Annotated in this window: 17 protein-coding genes and 2 pseudogenes; 7 read left to right on the top strand and 12 right to left on the bottom strand. The window is 69.4% G+C overall.

Annotated features, from left to right (window positions below; translation table 11 throughout):
- Positions 1 to 11 precede the first annotated feature (11 nt).
- Positions 12 to 572, bottom strand: a complete 561-nt coding sequence (locus ACFXMG_RS01215) for a YrhB domain-containing protein (protein ID WP_383813584.1) — start codon at positions 570 to 572, stop codon at positions 12 to 14.
- Positions 573 to 816: 244 nt separating this feature from the next.
- On the opposite strand from ACFXMG_RS01215, the gene istA reads away from it, so the two are divergent.
- Together istA and ACFXMG_RS01205 are read left to right on the top strand one after the other, a co-directional pair.
- Positions 817 to 1,692 carry an IS21 family transposase gene (gene istA, locus ACFXMG_RS01210; RefSeq protein WP_383813582.1) on the top strand — a complete coding sequence of 292 codons (876 nt, stop codon included), beginning with the start codon at positions 817 to 819 and terminating at the stop codon, positions 1,690 to 1,692.
- Positions 1,682 to 2,011, top strand: a pseudogene (locus ACFXMG_RS01205) (ATP-binding protein); the annotation flags it as partial. The gene istA and the pseudogene ACFXMG_RS01205, both read left to right, overlap by 11 nt.
- Before the next feature lie 89 nt (positions 2,012 to 2,100).
- Here ACFXMG_RS01205 and ACFXMG_RS01200 read toward each other — a convergent pair.
- Positions 2,101 to 2,592: a hypothetical protein gene (locus tag ACFXMG_RS01200; RefSeq protein ID WP_383813580.1), complete on the bottom strand. Its 492-nt coding sequence runs from the start codon at positions 2,590 to 2,592 to the stop codon at positions 2,101 to 2,103.
- A gap of 423 nt (positions 2,593 to 3,015) precedes the next feature.
- On the opposite strand from ACFXMG_RS01200, the gene ACFXMG_RS01195 reads away from it, so the two are divergent.
- Entirely contained in the window at positions 3,016 to 4,455 is a 1,440-nt protein-coding gene (locus ACFXMG_RS01195) for a hypothetical protein (RefSeq protein ID WP_383813578.1), read from the top strand.
- A 1,454-nt stretch (positions 4,456 to 5,909) separates the two neighbouring features.
- A complete protein-coding gene (locus ACFXMG_RS01190) occupies positions 5,910 to 6,440 on the top strand; it encodes an EF-hand domain-containing protein (RefSeq protein ID WP_383813576.1) in 531 nt (176 codons plus the stop codon).
- 201 nt (positions 6,441 to 6,641) lie between these two features.
- On the opposite strand, the pseudogene ACFXMG_RS01185 reads toward ACFXMG_RS01190, so the two are convergent.
- The 4 genes and pseudogenes from ACFXMG_RS01185 to ACFXMG_RS01170 all read right to left on the bottom strand — a co-directional run.
- Positions 6,642 to 6,809 (bottom strand): annotated as a pseudogene (locus tag ACFXMG_RS01185) (TetR/AcrR family transcriptional regulator C-terminal domain-containing protein); the annotation flags it as partial.
- A 654-nt stretch (positions 6,810 to 7,463) separates the two neighbouring features.
- Positions 7,464 to 9,047 (bottom strand): prenyltransferase, encoded by a 1,584-nt coding sequence (locus ACFXMG_RS01180; RefSeq protein ID WP_383813574.1) that lies wholly within the window; start codon positions 9,045 to 9,047, stop codon positions 7,464 to 7,466.
- Entirely contained in the window at positions 9,044 to 10,504 is a 1,461-nt protein-coding gene (locus ACFXMG_RS01175) for a cytochrome P450 (RefSeq protein WP_383813572.1), read from the bottom strand. The genes ACFXMG_RS01180 and ACFXMG_RS01175 overlap by 4 nt, the downstream gene beginning before the upstream one ends.
- 47 nt (positions 10,505 to 10,551) lie before the next feature.
- Complete coding sequence (locus tag ACFXMG_RS01170) at positions 10,552 to 11,445, bottom strand: hypothetical protein (RefSeq protein ID WP_383813570.1); 894 nt, start codon at positions 11,443 to 11,445, stop codon at positions 10,552 to 10,554.
- A 616-nt stretch (positions 11,446 to 12,061) separates the two neighbouring features.
- On the opposite strand from ACFXMG_RS01170, the gene ACFXMG_RS01165 reads away from it, so the two are divergent.
- Both ACFXMG_RS01165 and ACFXMG_RS01160 read left to right on the top strand, forming a co-directional pair.
- Complete coding sequence (locus ACFXMG_RS01165) at positions 12,062 to 12,481, top strand: nuclear transport factor 2 family protein (RefSeq protein WP_383813568.1); 420 nt, start codon at positions 12,062 to 12,064, stop codon at positions 12,479 to 12,481.
- A gap of 25 nt (positions 12,482 to 12,506) precedes the next feature.
- Entirely contained in the window at positions 12,507 to 12,833 is a 327-nt protein-coding gene (locus ACFXMG_RS01160; RefSeq protein WP_383813566.1) for an SSI family serine proteinase inhibitor, read from the top strand.
- 571 nt (positions 12,834 to 13,404) lie between these two features.
- Here the strand turns inward: ACFXMG_RS01160 and ACFXMG_RS01155 are convergent.
- Positions 13,405 to 14,142 (bottom strand): TetR/AcrR family transcriptional regulator, encoded by a 738-nt coding sequence (locus ACFXMG_RS01155; protein WP_383813564.1) that lies wholly within the window; start codon positions 14,140 to 14,142, stop codon positions 13,405 to 13,407.
- A 107-nt stretch (positions 14,143 to 14,249) separates the two neighbouring features.
- Here ACFXMG_RS01155 and ACFXMG_RS01150 point away from each other — a divergent pair, with 107 nt between their 5' ends.
- A complete protein-coding gene (locus ACFXMG_RS01150) occupies positions 14,250 to 15,674 on the top strand; it encodes an MFS transporter (RefSeq protein ID WP_383813563.1) in 1,425 nt (474 codons plus the stop codon).
- Between the two features lie 566 nt (positions 15,675 to 16,240).
- Here the strand turns inward: ACFXMG_RS01150 and ACFXMG_RS01145 are convergent.
- The 5 genes from ACFXMG_RS01145 to ACFXMG_RS01125 form a co-directional block, all read right to left on the bottom strand.
- Positions 16,241 to 16,738 (bottom strand): DinB family protein, encoded by a 498-nt coding sequence (locus tag ACFXMG_RS01145; RefSeq protein ID WP_383813561.1) that lies wholly within the window; start codon positions 16,736 to 16,738, stop codon positions 16,241 to 16,243.
- A gap of 47 nt (positions 16,739 to 16,785) precedes the next feature.
- Positions 16,786 to 17,593, bottom strand: a protein-coding gene (locus ACFXMG_RS01140) for an IS5 family transposase (protein WP_383813949.1) whose coding sequence is annotated in 2 segments (ribosomal slippage) — positions 16,786 to 17,257 and positions 17,256 to 17,593 — 810 coding nt in all. Because the reading frame shifts where the segments join, the coding sequence is not laid out codon by codon here.
- Positions 17,594 to 17,680: 87 nt separating this feature from the next.
- The gene (locus ACFXMG_RS01135; protein WP_383813559.1) at positions 17,681 to 17,983 is read right to left on the bottom strand and encodes a hypothetical protein; all 303 of its coding nucleotides are present in this window, start codon (positions 17,981 to 17,983) and stop codon (positions 17,681 to 17,683) included.
- A 138-nt stretch (positions 17,984 to 18,121) separates the two neighbouring features.
- Positions 18,122 to 18,688, bottom strand: a complete 567-nt coding sequence (locus ACFXMG_RS01130; protein ID WP_383813557.1) for a TetR family transcriptional regulator — start codon at positions 18,686 to 18,688, stop codon at positions 18,122 to 18,124.
- An 825-nt stretch (positions 18,689 to 19,513) separates the two neighbouring features.
- Complete coding sequence (locus ACFXMG_RS01125; protein ID WP_383813555.1) at positions 19,514 to 19,987, bottom strand: hypothetical protein; 474 nt, start codon at positions 19,985 to 19,987, stop codon at positions 19,514 to 19,516.
- Positions 19,988 to 19,991: the final 4 nt, after the last annotated feature.

Here is a 19,991-nt window from a genome sequence, read left to right as displayed (position 1 = left end):
CTGTCAGCACCTCAACGGTTCACGGCTCTGCGAATGGTCACCACGGACAAGATCGGGTCGGTAGGCGGCACCAGTTCCCTGGAGGAGACCTCTACAAGGTGCGCCGGAGCACCGCCATGTTGCAAGGCGGTCACGTACTCGACGATCTGAGCGTGGGAGAGCACGGGCACTCTTTGGCGCAGGGTGTGCATGGCATGAACTCTCCCACGAGCGCCTGCCACCGCCCGGACCTCATCGTGCAGATCGTCCACTGCGGTCCGCGTGACCTGCCTTCGAACGCGGACTCGGTAGTCCGCCTCCCACGCGTCCGTTACCGCGGAGACGACACCGATCTGATGCAGGCTCCCGTCGACGCGGTCAACAAGGTACGGCCCATTCCCAGCCAGTGCGAAGTCTGGGTTACGGGTGCGCAGGTACTCCTCAGATGTCCAGAAAATGATCCATACCAGCTCATGCTGCTCTACATGCGACACAGCCATGCGCATCGGGACAAGCCCAAGCGACAGCTCGCGCTGGTAGTCGCGTTCCAGTTCTTCCTCAACGATCTGAACCGCGGCATCTCGTTCAATCACTTTGGCAGCATCTCGTACGGCCCGGATGGCTACCACCAAGTTTCCTGCTCGCTTCACGTCTTGCCAGACCGCAGCGGACGCAACTGAACGCCGCCAACACTGCTGACTCTCCGCGCTAAGTGGTAACCCCGACAATCACTCACGGTGACCCCGTCACAGAACCTGAGCCAGAACCCGAGTTTCGACGTCACTGGGGTGCTTGCCAGGCCAGCATCGGGAGTGCTCCTGGTGAAAGGCCCTGGTCATGCCGCAGATGTCGAAGGTCGCGCTGTACGCCGCGATCCGGCGCGACCACCGAGACTGCATGACGATGCGGGAGATCTCGCGCAAGTACAACGTGCCGTGGCGGACGATCAGGAAGGCTGTGGACTCGGTCTGGCCGGAGCCGAGGAAGAAGCTCCCGCCGCGAGCGACCGCACTGGACCCGTACGCGGCGGTGGTCGACGGGATTCTGCGGGCGGACCTGGACGCGCCGCGCAAGCAGCGGCACACGGTCACCCGGATCTTCCACCGGCTGGTCGAGGAGCATGACGCCGAGGTCTCCTACCAGCAGGTCCGCCGCTATGTGGCTGACCGCAAGCCGCAGATCCTGGTGAAGTCGGGCAAGGCTCCGATCGAGGCGTTCGTCCCGCAGACCCACCAGCCCGGCATGGAGGCCGAGGTCGACTTCGGCGACGTGACCGTGAAGCTCGCTGGCGAGCTGGTGACCTGCTACTTGTTCTCCTTCCGCCTGTCCTACTCGGGCAAGGCCGTCCACCGCGTCTTCGCGTCCTGCGGGCAGGAGGCGTTCTTCGAAGGCCACGTCCACGCCCTGCGGACGCTGGGCGGGGTTCCGCGGAGCAAGGTCCGTTACGACAACCTGAAGGCCGCCGTTGCCCAGGTGTTGGGGCTGAGCCGGCCACGGGTGGAGGCCGACCGGTGGATCGCCTTCAGGTCACACTTCGGGATCGAGAGCTTCTACTGTCGGCCCGGCATCGAGGGCGCCCACGAGAAGGGCGGCGTCGGGGGCCAGATCGGCTGCTTCCGCCGCAACCACTTCGTTCCGGTGCCAGAGGTTGATTCGCTGGCGGAGCTGAACGAGCTGGTCGAGCAGTGGGACCGGCACGACGGCCGCGGATGAGAAGCAGCTGAACAAGACCATCGCCCGCTACGGCCGTGTCGACCTGCTCTGCATCGACGAGCTCGGCTACATGGAACTCGACCGTCACGGCGCCGAGCTCCTCTTCCAAGTGCTGACCGAGCGCGAGGAGAAGAACAGCGTCGCCATCGCCTCGAACGAGTCCTTCGGCGGCTGGACCAAGACCTTCACCGACCCCCGCCTCTGCGCGGCCATCGTCGATCGCCTCACCTTCAACGGCACCATCATCGAGACCGGAACCGACTCCTACCGCCTCGCCTCCACGCGGGCGCGGGCCGGGGAACCGGCGAAGGCCGGCTGACCGCTGCGAGCACCTACTCGACGGCCCTGCGCCCGGAGGGCGAAGGGCCGTCACCGCTGATGAGGATCCGCACGCGCGTCCTCACCGGCCTAACGCCACATATCCGCACCGTCGCGCCCACTCGGGTCCATCGTCAACAGGTCCTCGTGAAGACCTGAGAGGGGACGGCCAGTGGGACCTCCGTCCTCGCCAGACTCCATGACGGCCCAGCCGACATCGACCCCCGACACGTTCACGTCCCCGCCCCGGTCGAGCTCGTCCACCGCGGCAAACACCGCTTCATAGGCGATCGCCCGAGCCAGCAGCACCAAGTCGTCTCGGTCTTCCCCCGCGTCCAACAGGCGCCGGGCCGCGGCCACCTGTTCCAGAGCTCCTGGGTCAGCCCAGCCATCGATCGCGCCTCGCCACAGCACGAACCGCGCCAGCTGCGGCTGGTTCTCATCGATCTCAGACCGCACCCAATCCGGTGCGTCAGCCACACCAAGGGCCTCGAACTGCGTCCGAAGCGACTCTGCCGCTGCTCGCTTCGACGATGCCAGTCCGGACAACCACGACTGCCACATCGCCTCGACATCATTCATCGCACCAGGATGCCTCACCGAACGCCAGCACCGTCAAGATCAACAATTGACGCAGATCCCGATCCTCATCGCCGTCGAACGACGCCATTTTTGGTGAGCATCCGTAACACCCAAGATCGCCAACTGCTGCTCCAACCGCTGATCAATCGCTGCTACTTCACTTGAACGAAGCCATTTGCGACAGTCCACCCGGTTTGACGCCGTCGCTGCACGCGGTGGGGGAGGAATCGGCCTCGGTTACTGCCCCCGCCGTTGCGGACCCATCACCGGGGTCGGTCTCCTCAGAGTCAGGTTCTCGCGTCGCCTCCCGAGCGGTGTGTCAGCGGCATGCCGTTGGCGCCATCATGAGCGCATTCAAAGATGTGCGACGATCACGACGTGGCCATACCTGCCCCTCCACCGTCCGACGTACCGCGTTCGCCCATGCATCCCGCCTCGGCCACGTCCGTTCTGGCGGCGTTGCTGGAGCGCTCGCTGGACCAGATGACGGAGGCTGCAGCTGATGTCCGCCTGTTCGACCGGGAAGCCATTCGTGCGGCGTCGGATGTGTGGGACAACAATGTGTTTCCGCTGTTCTGGGCCGCAAGCACGTCTGACGCCGGTGAGCGCGAGCGGCGGGCGAGGACCGTACTGGAGTGGATGGCCGGTCTTGGCGAGCGGCGGCGCGGGTGGATGATCGAGCAGGCCGCGATCGCCGGGTACGACATCGAAGTGCTTCTGCCACCAGCCAAGCCGCACACGCGAGGCCGCGACTATCGCGGATACGTCACGGCACCGCAATGCCGGCTTACGCACCAGAACGTGGATGAGCTGGTCCCCGACTACGATCTGGCGACGGCGTCCGTCCGCCATCTGCGGGTGGAGCGTGCTGGCTCTCGCCTTGCTGGCTTCCTCCAACTGGTCGCTGATCGCACGTTCGCTGTCGATGAGCCCGCGCCGCCCGCCCTGCTGGACGTGTGGTTGGATGACGTCACCGACATGGCCTTCGACCTTTCCGACGCACGGGGAGTAGTCCTGGACGCCGGAGTACGGGAGATCGGGATTTCCCTGGGTTTGGGCGGTCGGCTCCGCGCCGCCGGTGGCGAGTACCGTCTGGACGACCGTGCATGGCACCTGTCGACCGCCGGTCGACGCGTGGACGCGGCCACCCCGCCCCGCACCAGCCGGTCGGGGTGCCCGAGTCGGCCGCCAGGCGGAGACCTGAGCCCTGACGCGCACGCTGCCGCGGTGCTGCTGCGCGACGCCATGCTGGAGCTCCGCTCGGTACGCTACGCCGCCCGCGCGGATCATGTCCCCGTGCTGAAACTGTGCCGAGCCTTTTCAGGAGCCGGTGAGGCGATCTTGGCCGCGGGAGCGCAACGCGGCGCCCGCCACCGTGACGCGGCTTTTCGGGACGTGATTCGAACCTGGGCGGAGCAAGGAGGCCCGGGCGTCACCCGCTGGTTCTCTGCCATCCTCAGGGAACGAGCAGGCCGTTCGGACATCATCGAGGCACCACGGGCTCCTGAACGAAGGCCGCCCTCCCTTACCGACGGCTCACCCTCGTCCGGTCCGCCTTCGCAGGCAGTTCTCATCATGGCCGCCTGGACAGCGCCACACCTCGACTACCGGACAGAGCGTCCGGCCGCCGCGCAGCTCCAACTCGCCCTGCCGCCCCGCGCCCACGAGGACCCTGCCGGACCTTGGCGACTGCGCACTGTGGGCTGCACCGAGCCGAATTCCTTCCGCCTCCACACCGGCGCGTTCCATGGGCCCGGCCCGTTCGTCCAGGCAGGGAAGCCCACGGCTTCCTCCAGCCTCGACTTGCACCGGGGCGCCCTACTCGTCGCGACCGAAGACGGCTGGAGCGCGTCTGCGAGCTGATTCCTACTCGCCGCCATCCGTTGCGTACCAGTCGCAGCGCGTGTGGGCTGGCCCACGGGACAGGGGACACCGGACGGGGGCGTTGTTACAGACGGGCTGTTCATGGGCGGGGATTCGCGCGCGAGGACGTAGGGCACGATCGAATTTGGACCGCTGCCGCCGCGCTCCGTATGGGGGCTACGATGCCAATTCTCTCCTCAGTGGATCTACCTTCCCGTAGATTTCACCGTCACCGTCACCGTCACCGTCACCGTGGTCGCCCCGTTCTTCGGCGGTGGCGACGGCTTCTACCTCTGTTCGGTGGCGCGCCGAAGGGCGTGCCGAAGGATTCGTACGGCGACAGCGTGCTGCTGCCCCCCCCGCACCAATACCAGCTGGAACTGATCGGCACACCCGAGCAGTGGCGGGAGCGACCAGGCTTTGTTCTGAGGCGGGCCATCGCGGAAATCTCTCAAGACCCTGACGGGACGATCTCGCTTCGCGTCAGTGCCTACCCCGAAGTGGGGCTCGCGGGGCTCGATGAGCTGGCGAGTGAGCTGGGGTGGCGTCTCGACCGTGGGCGTCTGCGGTTCCAGGTAGTGGCCCTCCATCCGGTGTCCGCGCCTCATTGACGCTCGGCGAGACCGACGACCACACACTGCTGACCTGCAACTACTGAACTTGATTGGGTGATGTCGGCGCCGTTCGCCTGACGGCGGCCGCTCGCCTCCGGTAGCCCTGGTCCGTGCGTTACACGCAGGGCGGCGGGTTGACTGACGCTGGGAGGGCCGCGCGGGAGCGGATCCGGCGGCAGGCCGTTGAACGCTTCGAGCGCAGCGCGGCAGCGATCTAAGTGACACTGGCCGCCGCGCGTTACTGGCTGCAGACGCACCCTTGATTACGAACGACCAGCGCCCAACGGGCTCCGCGACACCGCCGACTTTCACGAGTTCAGGTTCAGTAGCCAGGGTGAAGGGGGCCCGCCGAGCGACTGCCGTGGCTCCTCGATCGCTGCTCTGGATCAGACGGACTCACGACCTAGTCCGCCGGTTGTCGCCATGCAACGAAGGCCGCATCGCCGATGCCAGATCCTTGCCAGAGCCGCCGAAGTGCACAGGTGAGTTCGGGTGAACGTGCCTGCAGGCGCTCCACCTTCGGTCATGGACCCCGTGCCGCGTCTTGAACAGGAGCTGGCTTCCAGCACGGTGTCCGGACAGGCTCTTGGGCGAGATCGAGCACGTATACGCCCTCTACTTCGTCACCGTCCTGAAGACGGTCGGTATCTCCTGCAGTGAGGTCTCGGAGTCGGCAGGCAGGCCCTGGGCCTGCGGCCGTCCGGAACTTGCCCGGACTGCCGGCGGATCGCGCGGAGGTATCGGCTTGGGTGTCGTCTGTTGTGTCCCGCCCCGGGTTCGGGGGTCCGGCCGATAGCGTTTCCCGTGGGGGTTCGGCGTGTGAGAGCGGAAGGTGACGGGATGTCGGACGCAGCGAAGCGGCGTATCTTCACGATGCTGGATGTCGACGGTGACGGCGTGATCACCGAGACCGAGTACCTTGCCCGGGTCGACCGGGCAGCCACCGCCTGCGAGCGCGACTCCGACCATCCCCTGGTCGCCGTGGCTCGCGCGGCCCACCGGGAGGTCTTCCGGCAGATGGATGCCGACGCCGACGGTGGTGTCACCTTCGAGGAGTACCGATCCTGGGCCGGGCACGATGCCTTCGAGAAGTCCTGCCGGCCCGCCCTCGGCTCCCTCTTCGACCTTGCCGACCATGACGGTGACGGGCGGGTGACCCGCACCGAGTTCACCCGGCTGCGCGCGGCGACCGGCAACAGCGCCGAGGGAGCCGATACCGCCTTCACCGCCCTCGACACCGACAACAGCGGCACCGTGGAACGGTCCGTCTACCTGGCCGCGATCCACGACTTCCTCACCATCGGCCAGTCCCCCATGACTGACGCCTACCCCGCCGACCACACCGGCGCCCAGGAACCCGCCATCCCCTGACCTACGGCAGCCACCGAGGGTGCGCGGCGCAGATTGCGACGCCATCACCAGGGCGGACACCGAGTACCGACATCCCGTGTGTGGTGCAGCAGCAACGCCTTGTGTCCGGCAGTCAGTGCATCGGCGGCGGCGCGAGTCCGTAGGGACTGTGGGTGCCGCTCCGATCTCGCTCGCGTTCGGTGGGGGCTGAGCGTCATGCCGGGGGCGGGTGAGTTTGGTGGCTACGGTGTCGAGGATCCAGTTCAGGCCGGTGGTGAAGGATGTCTTGGCGTCCACGTCGGTGCCGTCGTACACGGCCTTGGCCAGTGCGGGGAAGCGGCCCGTGGCCAGCATGTTCGTCTGGTGGGGGCCGTGGGCGCGCCGCCAGTCGTGCTCGCCCACAAACCCCGCCTGCGCGCCGTCGCGGACCGGGGGTTCGGCGCGCCGCTGGACACGGTCCTGCCGGCGGTCACTTGCTCCGTCCGTCCAGTCCACCTTCCTCTCCGGCCGGCTGCACGGCGAGCACGGCGGCGTCGGCAACGGCTGGTACGGCCGGGAGATGGGCGAGGTCGCGTTCTGGCGGCAGTACCACGCCCTCGTCCGGGACGGGCAGGAGAAGGCAGGCTTGCGCCCCGCGCGCCGGGGGGCTCGTAGCCGTCTTCGACCTCGCCGAGCCGCTGGTCATGGCGAGGGTGGCCCTCGCCATGGCCAAGTTCAAACTCGGCGTACGCACCGCCATGTCCGTCGCCCCTACCGCCCCGTCCTGCGTCCGACGCAGCCACGGCCGCCTCCCGGACGACCCCGAAGGCGTCCCCGTCCTGCTCTGCTCCACCCCCACCCACGCCGGCACCCGCACCTGCTTCCACTCCACCGAGATCAAGGAACTGCTCCTCGCCTGCCTGGACGCCCCGACGCTGGCATGGCCCCGACCCACGTCTCCCGTCCCGCCGGGGGTGGGAGGTCCGGCTGTTGCCGACCCCTACGGGGACGGGTTTCTCACGTCCGCAGACCTCGGAGGCTGTTGCGGGCGAGCCCTGCTTGGCGTCAGGTCCGGAACGGGGGATGGAGAACTCTCGGATCCCGGTCGTCGGTGTTGGCTGCGGCCATCGTGGACGCTGTCTCGGCATCGATGACCGTCGTGGGGGCGTATAGCGTCTTGTCGTGCCAGCGGGGCGGGTGGGGTCGCCGTTCCGTGCGGTGCTCGGTGATCCACCGTACGGCTCTGGACACGGCCAGAGCGGCGTCATGAGGGGTGGTGGTGTGGAGAATCTGGATGCCGTAGGCGGTCTCCTCCAGGGTGCTCTGCCACACCCCCCAGGAGCCGTCGGGGCGTTGGCGGTCGATGGCCCAGCGGCCGGCTCGGCGCAGTGCCGAGCGGTGGGCGGGGTGAGGGGAGCGGGCGAGGGCTCGGCAGACGCGGCTGGTGGCGTACAGGGGTGAGGCGTGCCACTTGTCCGTCCAGTGTCCTTCGGGGAGTTGCTGTCGCGTGAGCCAGTCCGCGGTGCTTCGTACGGCCGGGTCGGAGCAGGGGTCGGGCACCGAGTCCCACAGGGCGGTCAGCACGTGCGCGTTGGCGGAGACGGATCCGGTTGCCTCGCCGATGTAGCAGGCGAAGTGGTCGCCGGTGGCGAAGGGCGTCAGGGTGCCTGGGTCGGCGTCCAGTCCCAGGGCGGTGGCGACGTGGACCATGAGCGCGGTGTCGTCGGCGTCGGGGGCGAGGCCGGGCGCGCCGGGTATGGGGGCACGCCGCGGCAGGGGCAGGACCAGTTGGCGGGCGACCGGGTTGCCCGGGGTGATCAGGCCCGCGCGCAGCAGCGCGGCCAGGACCCAGAGGCGTTCGAAGGTGGCGAGTGGAGCGGCCTCGGGGAAGAGGTGACCGTAGCGCTGGCCGGCCGCGATGAGGGCGGCGCGGGCGTCTCCGGGGTGGGGGGAGACGGCCAGCCATGCGGCGGTGGCCGCGGGTGAGGCTCCGAGCAGAGTGTGGCCGCCGTGGCCCCGGGGCGGGGGTGGCGGCGGGCAGTACGGTGCGAGTGCCTCGAAGCAGTGGTGCAGTTTCACCGGGAGCGTGGGTGTCGCGGTGAGCTTGCGCAGAAGGCTGTCATCGGCGGGGGCCAGCGAGTGGACGATCCCGAGGCGGCGGTGTGCGGCTGCGAGCCGCACCGTCGTGGAGGGCCGGTCCTCGATGTCGTCCAGGGTCCTGTTCACATCGGCGAGCAGTAGCGGGACGAGCAGTTCGACCGCCGCGGTGTCCGGCAGGGTGCCGTGCGCGGGTAGCTTCGCCAGGGCGGTGAGCGCGGCGTCGGTGGCCCGTGTCAGCCGTGCTGTGAGGGCGGCGCTGAGAGGCAGGGCACTGCGGGTCAGCGCGCGGAGGAAGGCGTCGACGGCGCTGAGGGTCGGCAGGAGCCGGTAGGCGGTAGGGCCCTCGCCCCACAGGCCGTCCGCCGACTGCTCCGCCAGCAGCCACTCGGTGCGGGTGCGGTGGCCGGGGAGGTCCGGGGCCCAGGCCTGCACCCGGGCCGTTTCGTACACGGAGGGGCTGAACGACCCCCAGTCGTCCCGGGCGGTCCGCGCCAGGATGTCCTGCGCGCGGTGCGTCTCGGCGTCGGGCAGGAGTGACCTCGTCGTCATCGCCGCGGCTCTCCCTCGCGGCCGGACCGGGGAGTCGGATCCAAGTCCGGCTCCGACTCCGACTCCGCCTCCTGGAGGGACCGCTCCGGGGCGGTGGCCCCCGTGACCCCCGTGGCGCCATGCCGCTGCACGCGGGCGTTCATCCTTCCGGGGTTCAGTGTGAGGTGGGGCAGGCGTGGCAGCCCGAGGCTGTCCGCTTGCAGCCGCAGGTCCCAGTGGGAGGTGAGGCTGGCGAGCAGCAAGGTGCCTTCCAGGACGGCGAACTCGTCGCCGATGCATTTGCGGGCACCGCCGCCGAAGACCACGGGCGGTACGGGGGGTGGGGTGCCCTCCTTGCCCGGAGCCCACCGGTCGGGGTCGAACCGGTCGGGGTCGGGGTAGCGCGACGGTTCGTGGGTGGCGAGGTAGGGGCTGAAGGCGACGGTCGTGCCGGCGGGTAGGTCGTGGTCGCCGAGGCGGGTCGGCGTCATGACCCGCCGGGTCAGGATCCAGCCCGGTGGGTACATGCGGAGGGCCTCGGTGAGCGTCTGGCGGGTACAGACGAGGCGGTCGAGGTCCTCCCAGGTCGCGGTGCGCCCGCCCAGGACCTCCCGGGCCTCGCGGGTGAGCTGTCGGTGTACGTCGGGGTGCAGGGCCGCGAGGTAGACCGCCCAGCACACGGCGCCGGCGGTGGTCTCTGTCCCGGCGACGTAGAACGTGACCGCCTGGTCCGCGATCTCCTCGTCGGTGAAGGTCTGCTGCTTGCTGTCGGGATCGCGGGCGTCGATCAGCATGGACAGGAGCCCGGTCCGGTCGGCGGCCGGATCGGCGCGGTGCCGGTGGATGAGGTCGAGCATGACCCGGCGGGAGCGGCGGGAGGCACGCAGAAAGCGCATGTTGCCGGGGGTGGGTAGCCACAACAGTGCCTCGGGCAGCAGAGCGCGGCGCAGGATTCCGTCGGTGAATTCCTTCAGGTCCGCTGCCAGCCGGGCGTGGGCACTCGGGCTCACCTCGGTCCCGAAGACGGTGGAGATCAGGATGTCGGCGGTGATACGCCGGGTCTCGCGCGTGAGGTCGACGACGCTGTCCGGGCGCAGGCCCCGGATGACGGTGTCCATGCGCTCGCTCATGATGCGGGCGTAGCCGGGGAAGCGTTCGGTGCGGAAGGCCGGCTGGATGAGACGGCGCTGGCGGCGGTGCTCGTGGGCGGGGCAGGTGGCGATGCCGTTGCCGCCCGCTTCACGCAGCCGGTCGTAGATGGGCCCGCCTTTGTCGAAGACGCGGTCGTTGACGAGCAGGCGGCGCGTGAGGTCGGCGTCGCACACGAACGTCATCCGCTGTCCGGCGAGGCGGAGTTCGACGAGGTCGCCGTGAGAGGCCAGGCTGCGCAGGAAGGGCAGCGGCGCGCGCAGGAAGGGCACGAGGTGGCCGAGCAGAGGGGTGATCCCGGGCGCGGGCGGCACGGTGGCGTGGGGCATTCGGCTCTCCAGGAATCGGGATGGCACGGTGGCGGGGACGTTGACGCTCAGCGGGCCGAGTAGCGGTCGGGCATGCGCAGGGTCAGCAGGCCGTCGAGGAAGTCCCGCAGGCCGTCGAGGTGGGTGCGACTCTCCTCGGCGGCGGTCCGGGAGAGTTCCTCGTGCAGGCGCCTCGTCTCCGCCGACGCGTGCGTGAGCATGGCCTGGACGTGTGCCCTGGCCTCCTCGGCGCCGATGCCGGGCGTCTCCTCCCGCAGGAGCGCGATCGTGTTCGCCGGTACGGTCGCGATGGAGCCGGCCACATGCCGTTCCTCCCATGCGGCGGAGGCCAGGTCGTTGAAGAGGGCGACCACGTCGGCGAACCGGTCCAGCAGCAGCCGCATAGCCGGGAGGCGCAGGAGGTCGGGGGGCACGGCACGGCCCGTCGCGACCTCGACGAGGACCGGAAGGATCCGCCCGAAGGAGAGGTGACGGCGCATCGAGAGGAAGGTGTCCATGTCGGCCTCCTGCGCGCTCTGCTCCCACAGCAGGGCCAGGAAGTAGCCGCGCAGTGCGTCGGCGAAACGGTCGTCCTGCGAGGAATCGAGTACGTGCCCGCAGCGGGCACGTACCGCGGCGAAGGCCCCCACAGTCGGGTCGTTCTCCGGAGGGCGCGGCACCCCGTCGGGCTGCTCCAGCGCGGCCACCAGCCGGGCCACGACCTGAGCGGTGCGGGTGCCGGCGCGCTCGTAATGGTCGTCGAAGGCAGTGAGCCAGGTGATCGTCTCGGTGATGAGGACGAGGGCGGTGCCGTCGGAGAACGGGAAGCAACGGGCGACGGCGCTGCCCACCCGGGAGGCCGTCACCCGCCGGACCACCGCCTCTGGCACCATGTCCCAGCCCCGAAGGACCGCCTCGGCGTGGGCGTTCAGCCCGCCCCGGTCCGGGGCGGTGTCACTCACCGCCGTCTCCCGGTGCCGGGTGGGAGATGTATGGCTCGGCCCTGCGCGCAGAGCAGCACCCGTGCGGGAGGCGACGCCTTTCCGACCTCACGAGCCCTTGTCGGCCCGTCGCTGAACCGGCCCGCGTGGTGTCCGACCGTTCCGGCTCTCGACCACGGGCTTCGACGGGGGCACGCGTGTTGCCGAGGAAGCCGCGCGACTCGTCGGCTGGAATCAAGGACGGCTCCGACAGACGAAGCGCAGGCTAAGACGGGGCGGGAACGCACAAGATCTGACATGCCTACCTTGGATACTTGATCCCGTACACGGAGACACGGGGAGTATGGGCGACGCGCAGGCCGGGACACAACGGTGCTTTCGCGCCGCACGGCCCGCGTGAGCGGGGAGGGGCAGAGGGCATTCAGCAGGTAGGGGCGGTGGCTCCTGGCTCTTGGCTACGGGGAAGGAGCGACAGCGACCGCGGAACGGTGCCGGTGTGGGGAGGGTCCGCGTCCCCGGTGACGAGACGGACGAGTGGGCGGAACCAGGACCCCCGTGGCCAGATGATCGTGGATGGTCGCGGCCATCCCGGCCTCTGGGCGCGCGGCAGCGGTGCCGGCAAGCCTAAAATCGAGTCATGTCCGAGAACCTCAGTGGAGACCCGACCGGCACGGTGGTCGCGGACCTCACGGCCGTCGCTGAGGCATGGGCCGCGGCCATCGTCTCCAACGACGCGGCACGGATCGCAAGCTTCATGACCGATGACTGGGCCATCGTCTCGGAGTCCGGCATCGCCTCCAAGGACGAGTTCCTCGCTTACGTCGCCTCCGGGCAGCTGACCCACTCGGCCATGGACCTCGTCTCCAGACCCCGAGTCCGGGTGCACGGCGACACAGCGGTTTTCAGCGTGCGGGTGACCAACACCGCTCATTATGGGGGCCGGCGTTTCGACGCCGACGAGTGGACGTCGGATGTGTTCGTGAAGCGGGACGGCCGCTGGCTGTGCCTGCTGAGCCACATCACCGCGGCGGCACCGGAGTCGGCGGCACCGGAGTAGGCGAAGACGGCAGGCTGAGTCCGGAGTGGGCGACGACGGCAGGCTGATCCGGAGTGGGTCGGCGTCCCGCGCCCTTCGGAAAGGCTTCCCTGCCGACGGCGGTCTCCGGGCGTGGCCGGCACGGCGGTGCAAGTCTCACGCGACCGGCGTGCTCGCCGGCGAAATCTGGCTCGACTGCCCCGGCACCGCGGGCACCGGCCACCCCCACCGGGCGTCCGCATGCACCGACATCGCCACCGTGCACGGCGACGTCGATGCCCTTCCAGGCCGCGACGAAGCGAACTGCTGGGCAGGTATCACTCGGGTCGTCGCGACCGCTCACGGCACGTACCGGCACCTACCGGGGCCGTGAGGTCCACTGGGAGCACACCTACGAATCCGAGTGCGAGCTGATCCTCGCCACCGGCAACGTCTTCGCGTTCTGACCCCACCGCACCCCCGGCGGCCCCACACAGGCCCCGACTCTGAGTGAGGAGCGGCGCGAGCTGCCGACTGGTCAAGAACGCCCTCGTACCCCCGCCGCCCGTCTGATCCCTCCGACTCCCCATTCCGGGGGGGGGGAGGGGAGGGGGCAGCCGTATCCGGACTCGCCCCGAGATCACTCGTCCGCGTGGCCCCCGACCGAGTCACCGCCCCGCGCGCTCGCCGGTCACGGCAGCGTGGCGCCCATGAACCGCCGCACCACCACCGCCGTCTTCGCCCTGACCGCTGCACACCAAAGCCTGGCCGGCCGCTCCGCAACATGCCGCTCCCGACAGTGAAGCCCGGTCCCGCAGTGCGGTCCAGGCTCATGTCTGTCATCTGCTGGCCCGCTGGTCGGCCGAATGCCGCGTGAAGGGGACATGGCGCGTGACGGTGTCGCTCGGATCGGCCTTCGGGCACTCGCCTGAAAGCGAAGTTGCGGCGTCGACGTGACACCCGTGCTATGTCGAGGCGTCGAGATGGCTGCGGATCTGTGCGACGACGACGGAGACGAGCTGGTCGAACTGGGTGTCCGCGGTGGGGAGGGGGAGCGCGGCGGCTTGGCGCAGGGCGGGGAGGTCGAGGTCGGCGTGGGCCGCCAGCCATGTGTCGGGGATGAGCGTGCTGCGGTCCGTCGGGGTGTCCGTGGCGTCCGTGGCGTTCGTAGCGTCCGTAGCGTCCGTGGAGTCCAAGGCGGGGCGGTCGACCACGAGCGCGAAGGAGAACACGAGCAGGGAGAGGTGGCGGTGTACCTCCAGGGCGGTCGGGAGGCCGATGCCGATGCCGTGCAGGAGTTGGAGGAAGCGGTCGAGGTTGAGCAGGCGGTTGGGGTGTACGGAGGCGGGGGGTACGTCCTCGTCGAGGGAGACCAGCAGGGCGCGCGGCCAGCGCCGGTACAGCTCGCGCAGGGAGCGCGCGTAGCCGGCGACGGATTCCTCCCAGGCGGTGGGGTGCAGGGGAGGGGTGGTCCAGGAGTCGAGCATGAGCCACAGGGCGAGATCGACGACGTCCTGGCGGTCCTCGACGTAGTTGTACAGAGCCCGCACGGTCACACCGAGTTCGGCGGCCAGGGCGCGCATGGTGACGGACCGGAACCCCTGCGTACCAGCCATCTCCAGCGCCTTGGCGGCGATGGCCTCCCGGGTGAGGACTGGGCGGCCCTTGCGGGTCGTGGGACGGCGGCGGGGGGCGGCAGGCATGGCGCCATCGTACGGCCGTCCGGTTGAACTACACGCCTGTTGACTTTTAGCGTCGCGAGCCCCCAGGCTGACGGAACCGCCTGTGCACGCCTGGAGGTCGTATCCGCATGGCAGCTCAGAAGTCTCGCCGTTTACCGCCCATGAGCGGGGTCCTCGTGCTGGTGATGGCCTCCACGGGGCTGGTCGTCGTCGACCTCACGATCGTGGCCATCGGACTCCCGCTCATCAGCGCCGATGTCGCGCACGGGGATTCGGCGGAGTCGGTCGTGGTGACCTACATGGTCGCGATGGGGGCACTGACCCAGGTGGCCGGAAGCCTCTCGGACCGCTGGGGGCGGCGATCGCTGTTCCTGGCCGGGATCGCCGTGTTCACTCTCGCCTCCCTGGCCGCGACGTTGGCGCAGGATTTGTCGTGGCTGAACGCCGCCCGGGTGGTCCAGGGCTGCGGAGCCGCAGTGATCATGGTGAACGGCATTCCTCTGCTCTCGGACCGCTACACCGGCGAGGAGCGCAATCTCGCCATCGGCGCCTGGGGTTCGTTCGCGGCCACGGCCGGGCTCCTCGCCCCGACCCTTGGTGGAGTGCTGATCGACGCCTTCGGGTGGCGTGCGGTGTTCGCGATCAACCTCCCGCTCGGCGCGGCGGCCTGGGCGCTGGCCGCCCGCGTGCTGCCGCCCACCTCTCCCGCACCCTCCTCGACCGGGCGCCCGGACTGGCCCGGAAGCCTGTTGCTCATGCTCGGCCTCGGTACGGCGACCCTGCTCATGCTCCGCCCCGGCGACACACCCTGGGCAGGCCAGGACACCGTCGCACTGCTCACCGCCTGCCTGGCACTGGCCGCCTTCCTGGTTCTCCAACTCCACGTGCCCACACCGACATTGGAGCTACGGATGTTCACCCGGCCCGCCTTCTGCGGCGCGATGCTGGCCATCCTCCTCTCCCGCGTCCTGACCATCGGCGGCGCGGTCTACCTGGTGCTGTACCTGTCGGACGGGATGGGACTGAGCCCGACCTCGGCGGGACTGCTGATGACGCCGATCTTCCTCGCGCAGATCGCCACCGGCATGGTCGGCTCCAAGCTGCTGAGCCACTGGGCCCCCGGCCTGGTGATCGGATCCGGCTACGCGCTCAAGGGCATCGGCTTTACGGCCCTGGCGCTCCTGGTCACACCCGGCACACCGTGGTGGGCGCTGCTCGGGCCGCTGCTGGCCTGGGGAGCCGGCGGCGGAATCGCCGGCGCGCCCGTGATGGCCGTGGCGGTGCAGGTGACCGAACCCGAGCGGGTCGGCATGGTCGCCGGGACCGTCGCCACCCTCGCCTCCCTCGGTGCGGGCGCCGGCACCGCGGCACTGGGCGCGATCTTCGCCCTTCACGGCGGCAGCGGTACAGGCAATCAGGCAGTCGCCGACGGCACGCGGGCCGTCCTCATGGTCTCCGCCGTGCTCGCGTTCCTCGCCGTGCTCATCGCACTCGTCCTCATTCATCCGCGCCGTGTTCCTCGTCCCGACCGAAGCCAGGAACCGACCCGGTGACCATGAATTCCGCCTGCTAACGATGTGAGAACGGAGCGGTGCGGCCGGCCGGCGGGACAAGGTTTAGCCACGGAGGCACGGCGGGGATGCTCGGCTGCCAGCTGGGCGGCCTCTCCGCCGTGCAACGGCCCGCACACGCGGCGCCGAGCGCGGCCTAGAGGACGTCGCGGATGGCCTCCTCGCCCTTGTTCCTGATGGTGGAGGGGAGGCGCTCCATCTGATTGCGGGCGTGGCACAGGAGGAGTAGGGCCTCGGCGTGCCGGGACCGGCGGGGCGGGAGACAGACGGGAGGGGTGGAGGTACGGGGACGCCGTCGGGCCGGTCAGTACGCCGTCAGGTAGACGCGGACACGATCCGCCGACACCTCACCGATGTGGATCTCGATGCCCTGGACGTGGCGCCGCCTGGAGTCGCCCGCACAGGGCGGGCGTGCGCTCGTCGTCCGTACGCTCGTGAGCTCCTGCGGCGGCTTGAGGCCGAGGTGTCTGACTGATCGTTTCAGAATGAGTTGAGCTCCGGACTTTGCGCTCGACGATCCTGGTCGGCAGAGCGGAGCGGCTCTTCTGTCAGGTGACAACCAGCCGCTGCCTACCGTCGATGAGTTCGCGCACGGCGTCCAGGTGGCCGGCGTGGGTGGCGGTCTCAGTGATCACGTGCAGAATGACCTCGCGGAGGTTGTCGTACCGCCAGCTGCCGAAGAAGTCCGGCCACCAGCCCGGGGCCGCGTCCAGGTCGGCGCCGGCCAGGAAGGCGTCCGCGAGCTCGCCTTCCTGGCGGTAGAGGGCGAAGACCTCCTCGGCTGTCATCTCCAGGGTGGGCTGCCACGCGTTCTCCCCGGATCCGAGGATCTCCTCGATCGCCGCTCGTTCTCCCGCCGCAACCGCGCGGAACCAGAACTTCTCGTCGTCCAGGGCAAGGTGGTGCACCAGCCCCAGGCACGTCCAGCCGGACGGTAGCACCGGGCGCCGCAGCGCTTCCTCGTCCAGGCCCTCCAAAATGTCCAGGACGTGCTTGCGCTTGCTGTTCAGGACGCCGAGCAACGTGGTCAGTTCAGTGTCAGTCATGGGCCGGACCGTATCGGGCCCCACTGACACCCGACTCGCTGGTCGTTTCAGGATGCCGTTCTGAGTCGTCGCAGGCAGATGATGACGCAGGCCAGTTCGAGGAGGCCCCGGTGGAGGTCGGCGCGCCGTTCGTAGCGGGTGCGGAGTCGCTTGAACTGGTGCAGCCAGGCGAAGGCCCGCTCTACCACCCAGCGCACCCTGCCCAGCCCGGAGCCGTGTGCGACGCCGCGTCGGGCGATCATCGGCTTGATGCCGCGCTTCCACAGCAGGCGGCGGTACTTGTCGAAGTCGTAGCCCCGGTCGGCGTACAGACGTCGAGGCCTGCGGCGGGGCCGTCCGCGCAGGCCCCGGATCGGCGGGACTGCGTCCAGCAGCGGCAGAAGCTGGGTGACGTCATGTCGGTTCCCGCTGGTGAGCGTCACGGCGAGCGGAGTCCCGTGGCGATCGACGATCAGATGATGCTTGGATTCGGGGCGGGCGCGATCGACGGGCGAGGGGCCGACGTGATCCCCCCTTTGAGGCTCGGACATGGGACCCGTCCACAGCGCAGTCGTCCATGTCCAGAGCGTCCGCGCGGCGCAGTGCGCTCAGCACAGCGGCGTGCAGGCGGGGCCAGACGCCTGCCTCGGTCCAGTCCCGTAGCCGGCGCCAGGCCGTGACGCCCGAGCAGCCCACGGTCTCGGCGGGGACATCGCGCCAGGCGACACCGGTCCGCAGCACGTACATGATGCCGGCCAGGGCGGCCCGGTCCGGTACCCGCAGTCGCCCGGGATGGCGGAGGCGCCGTTCGGAAGCCAGTGGCAGCAACGGAGCCACCCGCTCCCACAGGTCGTTAGGAACAAGATCAGCACACACCCGGACACAGTGCCGACCAAGATCGCCGAGCGCAAGACCAACAACTCGACTCATTCTGAAACGATCAGTGAATCCGTCCCCGCTCAGCTACGAGGAGAACGGGCTCTCCACTGCCAAGGGGCTGTCGGGGTGCAGGTCCTCGGTGATCGTCTTTGCGGTCCGCTCGCTCGTGATGAAGGACAGGAGGTAGACGTTCGCCTGCGGTTGAACCCGTACGGCCCCCTTCACCTCCGTCGCCCCCTCGGGGATCTGGAGCTGGGGGAGGGAGCCGTACGCGTGTGCGCTCCGAGGGCGCGGACGTACAGCCGCCGAGCGCCAGCCCGGTGCGCCGCCGTGAGTGTCCGCGGTGACGGTGACGAACCCGGAGACGTTCTGCGAGTGGGCTCCCACCGCGCGGAACGGGGTCGGGCGCAACCCGGGCCAGTTCGAAGGGCCGTGAGTTCAATCGCCTGCTCCAGCGGGGCATCGGCTGACAATGCGGCCGCGGGCAACTCGTACGTGGTGGAGGCGAGTGACGCATGCTGCTTGTCACAGGAGGCGCCGCACGGCCTCCATGATCGCGCTCCGGCATTCCGCCGGGTCCGATGTCAGGCCAGGCGTCGCCGACATGCTCGCGGCATTCGTCGGGCTCCAGGCCGAGGCGATGGCCAGGACGAGGGTGAGAAGCGTGGCCGGGGTGAAGCCCGGTGTGCCCACTCGGTCCGTGTGGACCGCTTCCAACGAGGCGAGTTTGTCGTCGCGGGTGGGCTTGGTGACGGCAGCGTCCCGTTCCACGGCAGTGCCGCGTTCCAGCCGGTGCCACGTCGCCAGGCGGAGCACCTCGGGGTGCTTCTGGTAGAAGTCGAACAAGCGCCCGGCATAGTCCGGCAGGTCGTCAGGTGTGAAGGGCACCATGTCAAGACCTCGCCCGACGTGTGCGTCGAAGACGGCGTCGAAGAGCCCGTCCTTGTTGCAGAAGTAGACGTAGATGAGGTTCTTGTTCGCCGACGCAGCCTTGGCGATCCGGTCGACGCGGGCCCCCGCGATCCCATACGCCGCGAACTCCTCGGTCGCCGCGTGAAGGATGCGCGCCTTCGTGGCCTCGGCTCGGGACATGGGAGCCATGCTAACAGCGCCTCAATGTGCCTTACCGGGGCGTAGAAACTCGTTGTCGTTGCCGTTGGTAGGTGAGCGCTTTCGCCGCTGGGGCCACTGTGAGTTGTGTGCTCAGGCCGTGCCTCCGATGGTCGGGCCGGCAGGCCAGACCGCTGGTGGTGTGCACACTGGATCCATCAGCCCGCGCGCCCTGCCCTTCCGTGACTTGTGGAGAGCGAAGTGCCTTATCAGGGGCGTGAGTTGCCACTGGTCGGCGACGACTGGACCGAAGGCCGGCGCGATGTGGAGATCCAGGACGAGGAGGGCTGGAAGGCCGTAGCGAAGTCGCCCGTGGGTGGTGGAGGGCATCGCGAAGCTGCACGAACTCGTCGCGCGCCGCGGCGGGGAGACCTGGATCCGGCCGGGGTGGCGGTGGGGATCGAAACCAACCGCGTTCGTGGGTGCAGGCACAGATTGCCTCCGGTTACGAGATCTGCGCGATCGCCCCGCGGCAGGTCGCCCGCTTCAAGGAGCGACACGCACCTCCAGGCAAGGGCGACGAAGGCGATGCGCGCGCGTGGGCATGGTCCGCATCGGCCGTGACCAGCTGTGGCCAGCGGGCACTTGCCGCCCTGCATGTCTCACCCGGCGCCCGGCACCACGTCGACGGCCAACGCGCCCGCGAAGCCGGTTGCGATCCGGCCGTCCGCCGGCTCCGCAGCCGACTCGTGGCCATCCTCCACGGATACGTCAGAATCCCGCACCCACTTCGGCGAAGCGACCGCCTGTGCCTCTCCACCCTGCGCCCAGCCCTCGCGATCAGGGGTCGGTACGCGGTGTGTGTTGTCACCTCAGTCCGAGCGCGTCGATCAGTGCCTCGGAGGCGAGCAGCATGACGGTGCACCACAGGGTGACGCCTGCCATGAGCCAGCCGAGCAGCGGCCACCGGGGCAGGCCCAGCGCCGTGCCCAGCATGGCCGATCCCCAGGTGCCGAAGAGCGCCGGCCCGATGATGCCGAAGCCGATCACGCCATACCGGTTCACCACGCGCCGGGCCCGCCGGCCAGTGGGGCCGTCGAGGCGGTTCCGACGATTCTCGGGCGGCGCCCCGGCGGCGACGGGCCGCCGCTCTGAGCGCCAGACCAGCCATCGGGTACGCAGCCATCCGGCCGCGAAGACGGCGGACAGCAGGCACCCGACCGCGCCGAGGAGCACGGCGATGAGCGCGATGGGCGGCGCGAGGGAGATCGAGAGGCCGAAGGGTACGGCTGGGGTACCCAGAACGAATCCGGCGAGCACGGCCCAGGCGAAGTTCAGCACGTAT

Origin of the sequence: Streptomyces sp. NPDC059201, from assembly GCF_042754585.1 — a bacterium.
GTDB lineage: Bacteria > Actinomycetota > Actinomycetes > Streptomycetales > Streptomycetaceae > Streptomyces.
Note: the sequence above shows the minus strand (reverse complement) of the source record. Positions and strands in the feature narration are given on the sequence as shown.

What these genes read in the sequence shown, in the direction of transcription:
- istA (WP_383813582.1), top strand. Translation starts at nt 817, where the DNA reads ATGCCGCAGATGTCGAAGGTCGCGCTGTACGCCGCGATCCGGCGCGAC.
- ACFXMG_RS01200 (WP_383813580.1), bottom strand. Translation starts at nt 2,592, where the DNA reads ATGAATGATGTCGAGGCGATGTGGCAGTCGTGGTTGTCCGGACTGGCA.
- ACFXMG_RS01195 (WP_383813578.1), top strand. Translation starts at nt 3,016, where the DNA reads ATGCATCCCGCCTCGGCCACGTCCGTTCTGGCGGCGTTGCTGGAGCGC.
- ACFXMG_RS01190 (WP_383813576.1), top strand. Translation starts at nt 5,910, where the DNA reads ATGTCGGACGCAGCGAAGCGGCGTATCTTCACGATGCTGGATGTCGAC.
- ACFXMG_RS01180 (WP_383813574.1), bottom strand. Translation starts at nt 9,047, where the DNA reads ATGACGACGAGGTCACTCCTGCCCGACGCCGAGACGCACCGCGCGCAG.
- ACFXMG_RS01175 (WP_383813572.1), bottom strand. Translation starts at nt 10,504, where the DNA reads ATGCCCCACGCCACCGTGCCGCCCGCGCCCGGGATCACCCCTCTGCTC.
- ACFXMG_RS01165 (WP_383813568.1), top strand. Translation starts at nt 12,062, where the DNA reads ATGTCCGAGAACCTCAGTGGAGACCCGACCGGCACGGTGGTCGCGGAC.
- ACFXMG_RS01155 (WP_383813564.1), bottom strand. Translation starts at nt 14,142, where the DNA reads ATGCCTGCCGCCCCCCGCCGCCGTCCCACGACCCGCAAGGGCCGCCCA.
- ACFXMG_RS01150 (WP_383813563.1), top strand. Translation starts at nt 14,250, where the DNA reads ATGGCAGCTCAGAAGTCTCGCCGTTTACCGCCCATGAGCGGGGTCCTC.
- ACFXMG_RS01145 (WP_383813561.1), bottom strand. Translation starts at nt 16,738, where the DNA reads ATGACTGACACTGAACTGACCACGTTGCTCGGCGTCCTGAACAGCAAG.
- ACFXMG_RS01130 (WP_383813557.1), bottom strand. Translation starts at nt 18,688, where the DNA reads ATGTCCCGAGCCGAGGCCACGAAGGCGCGCATCCTTCACGCGGCGACC.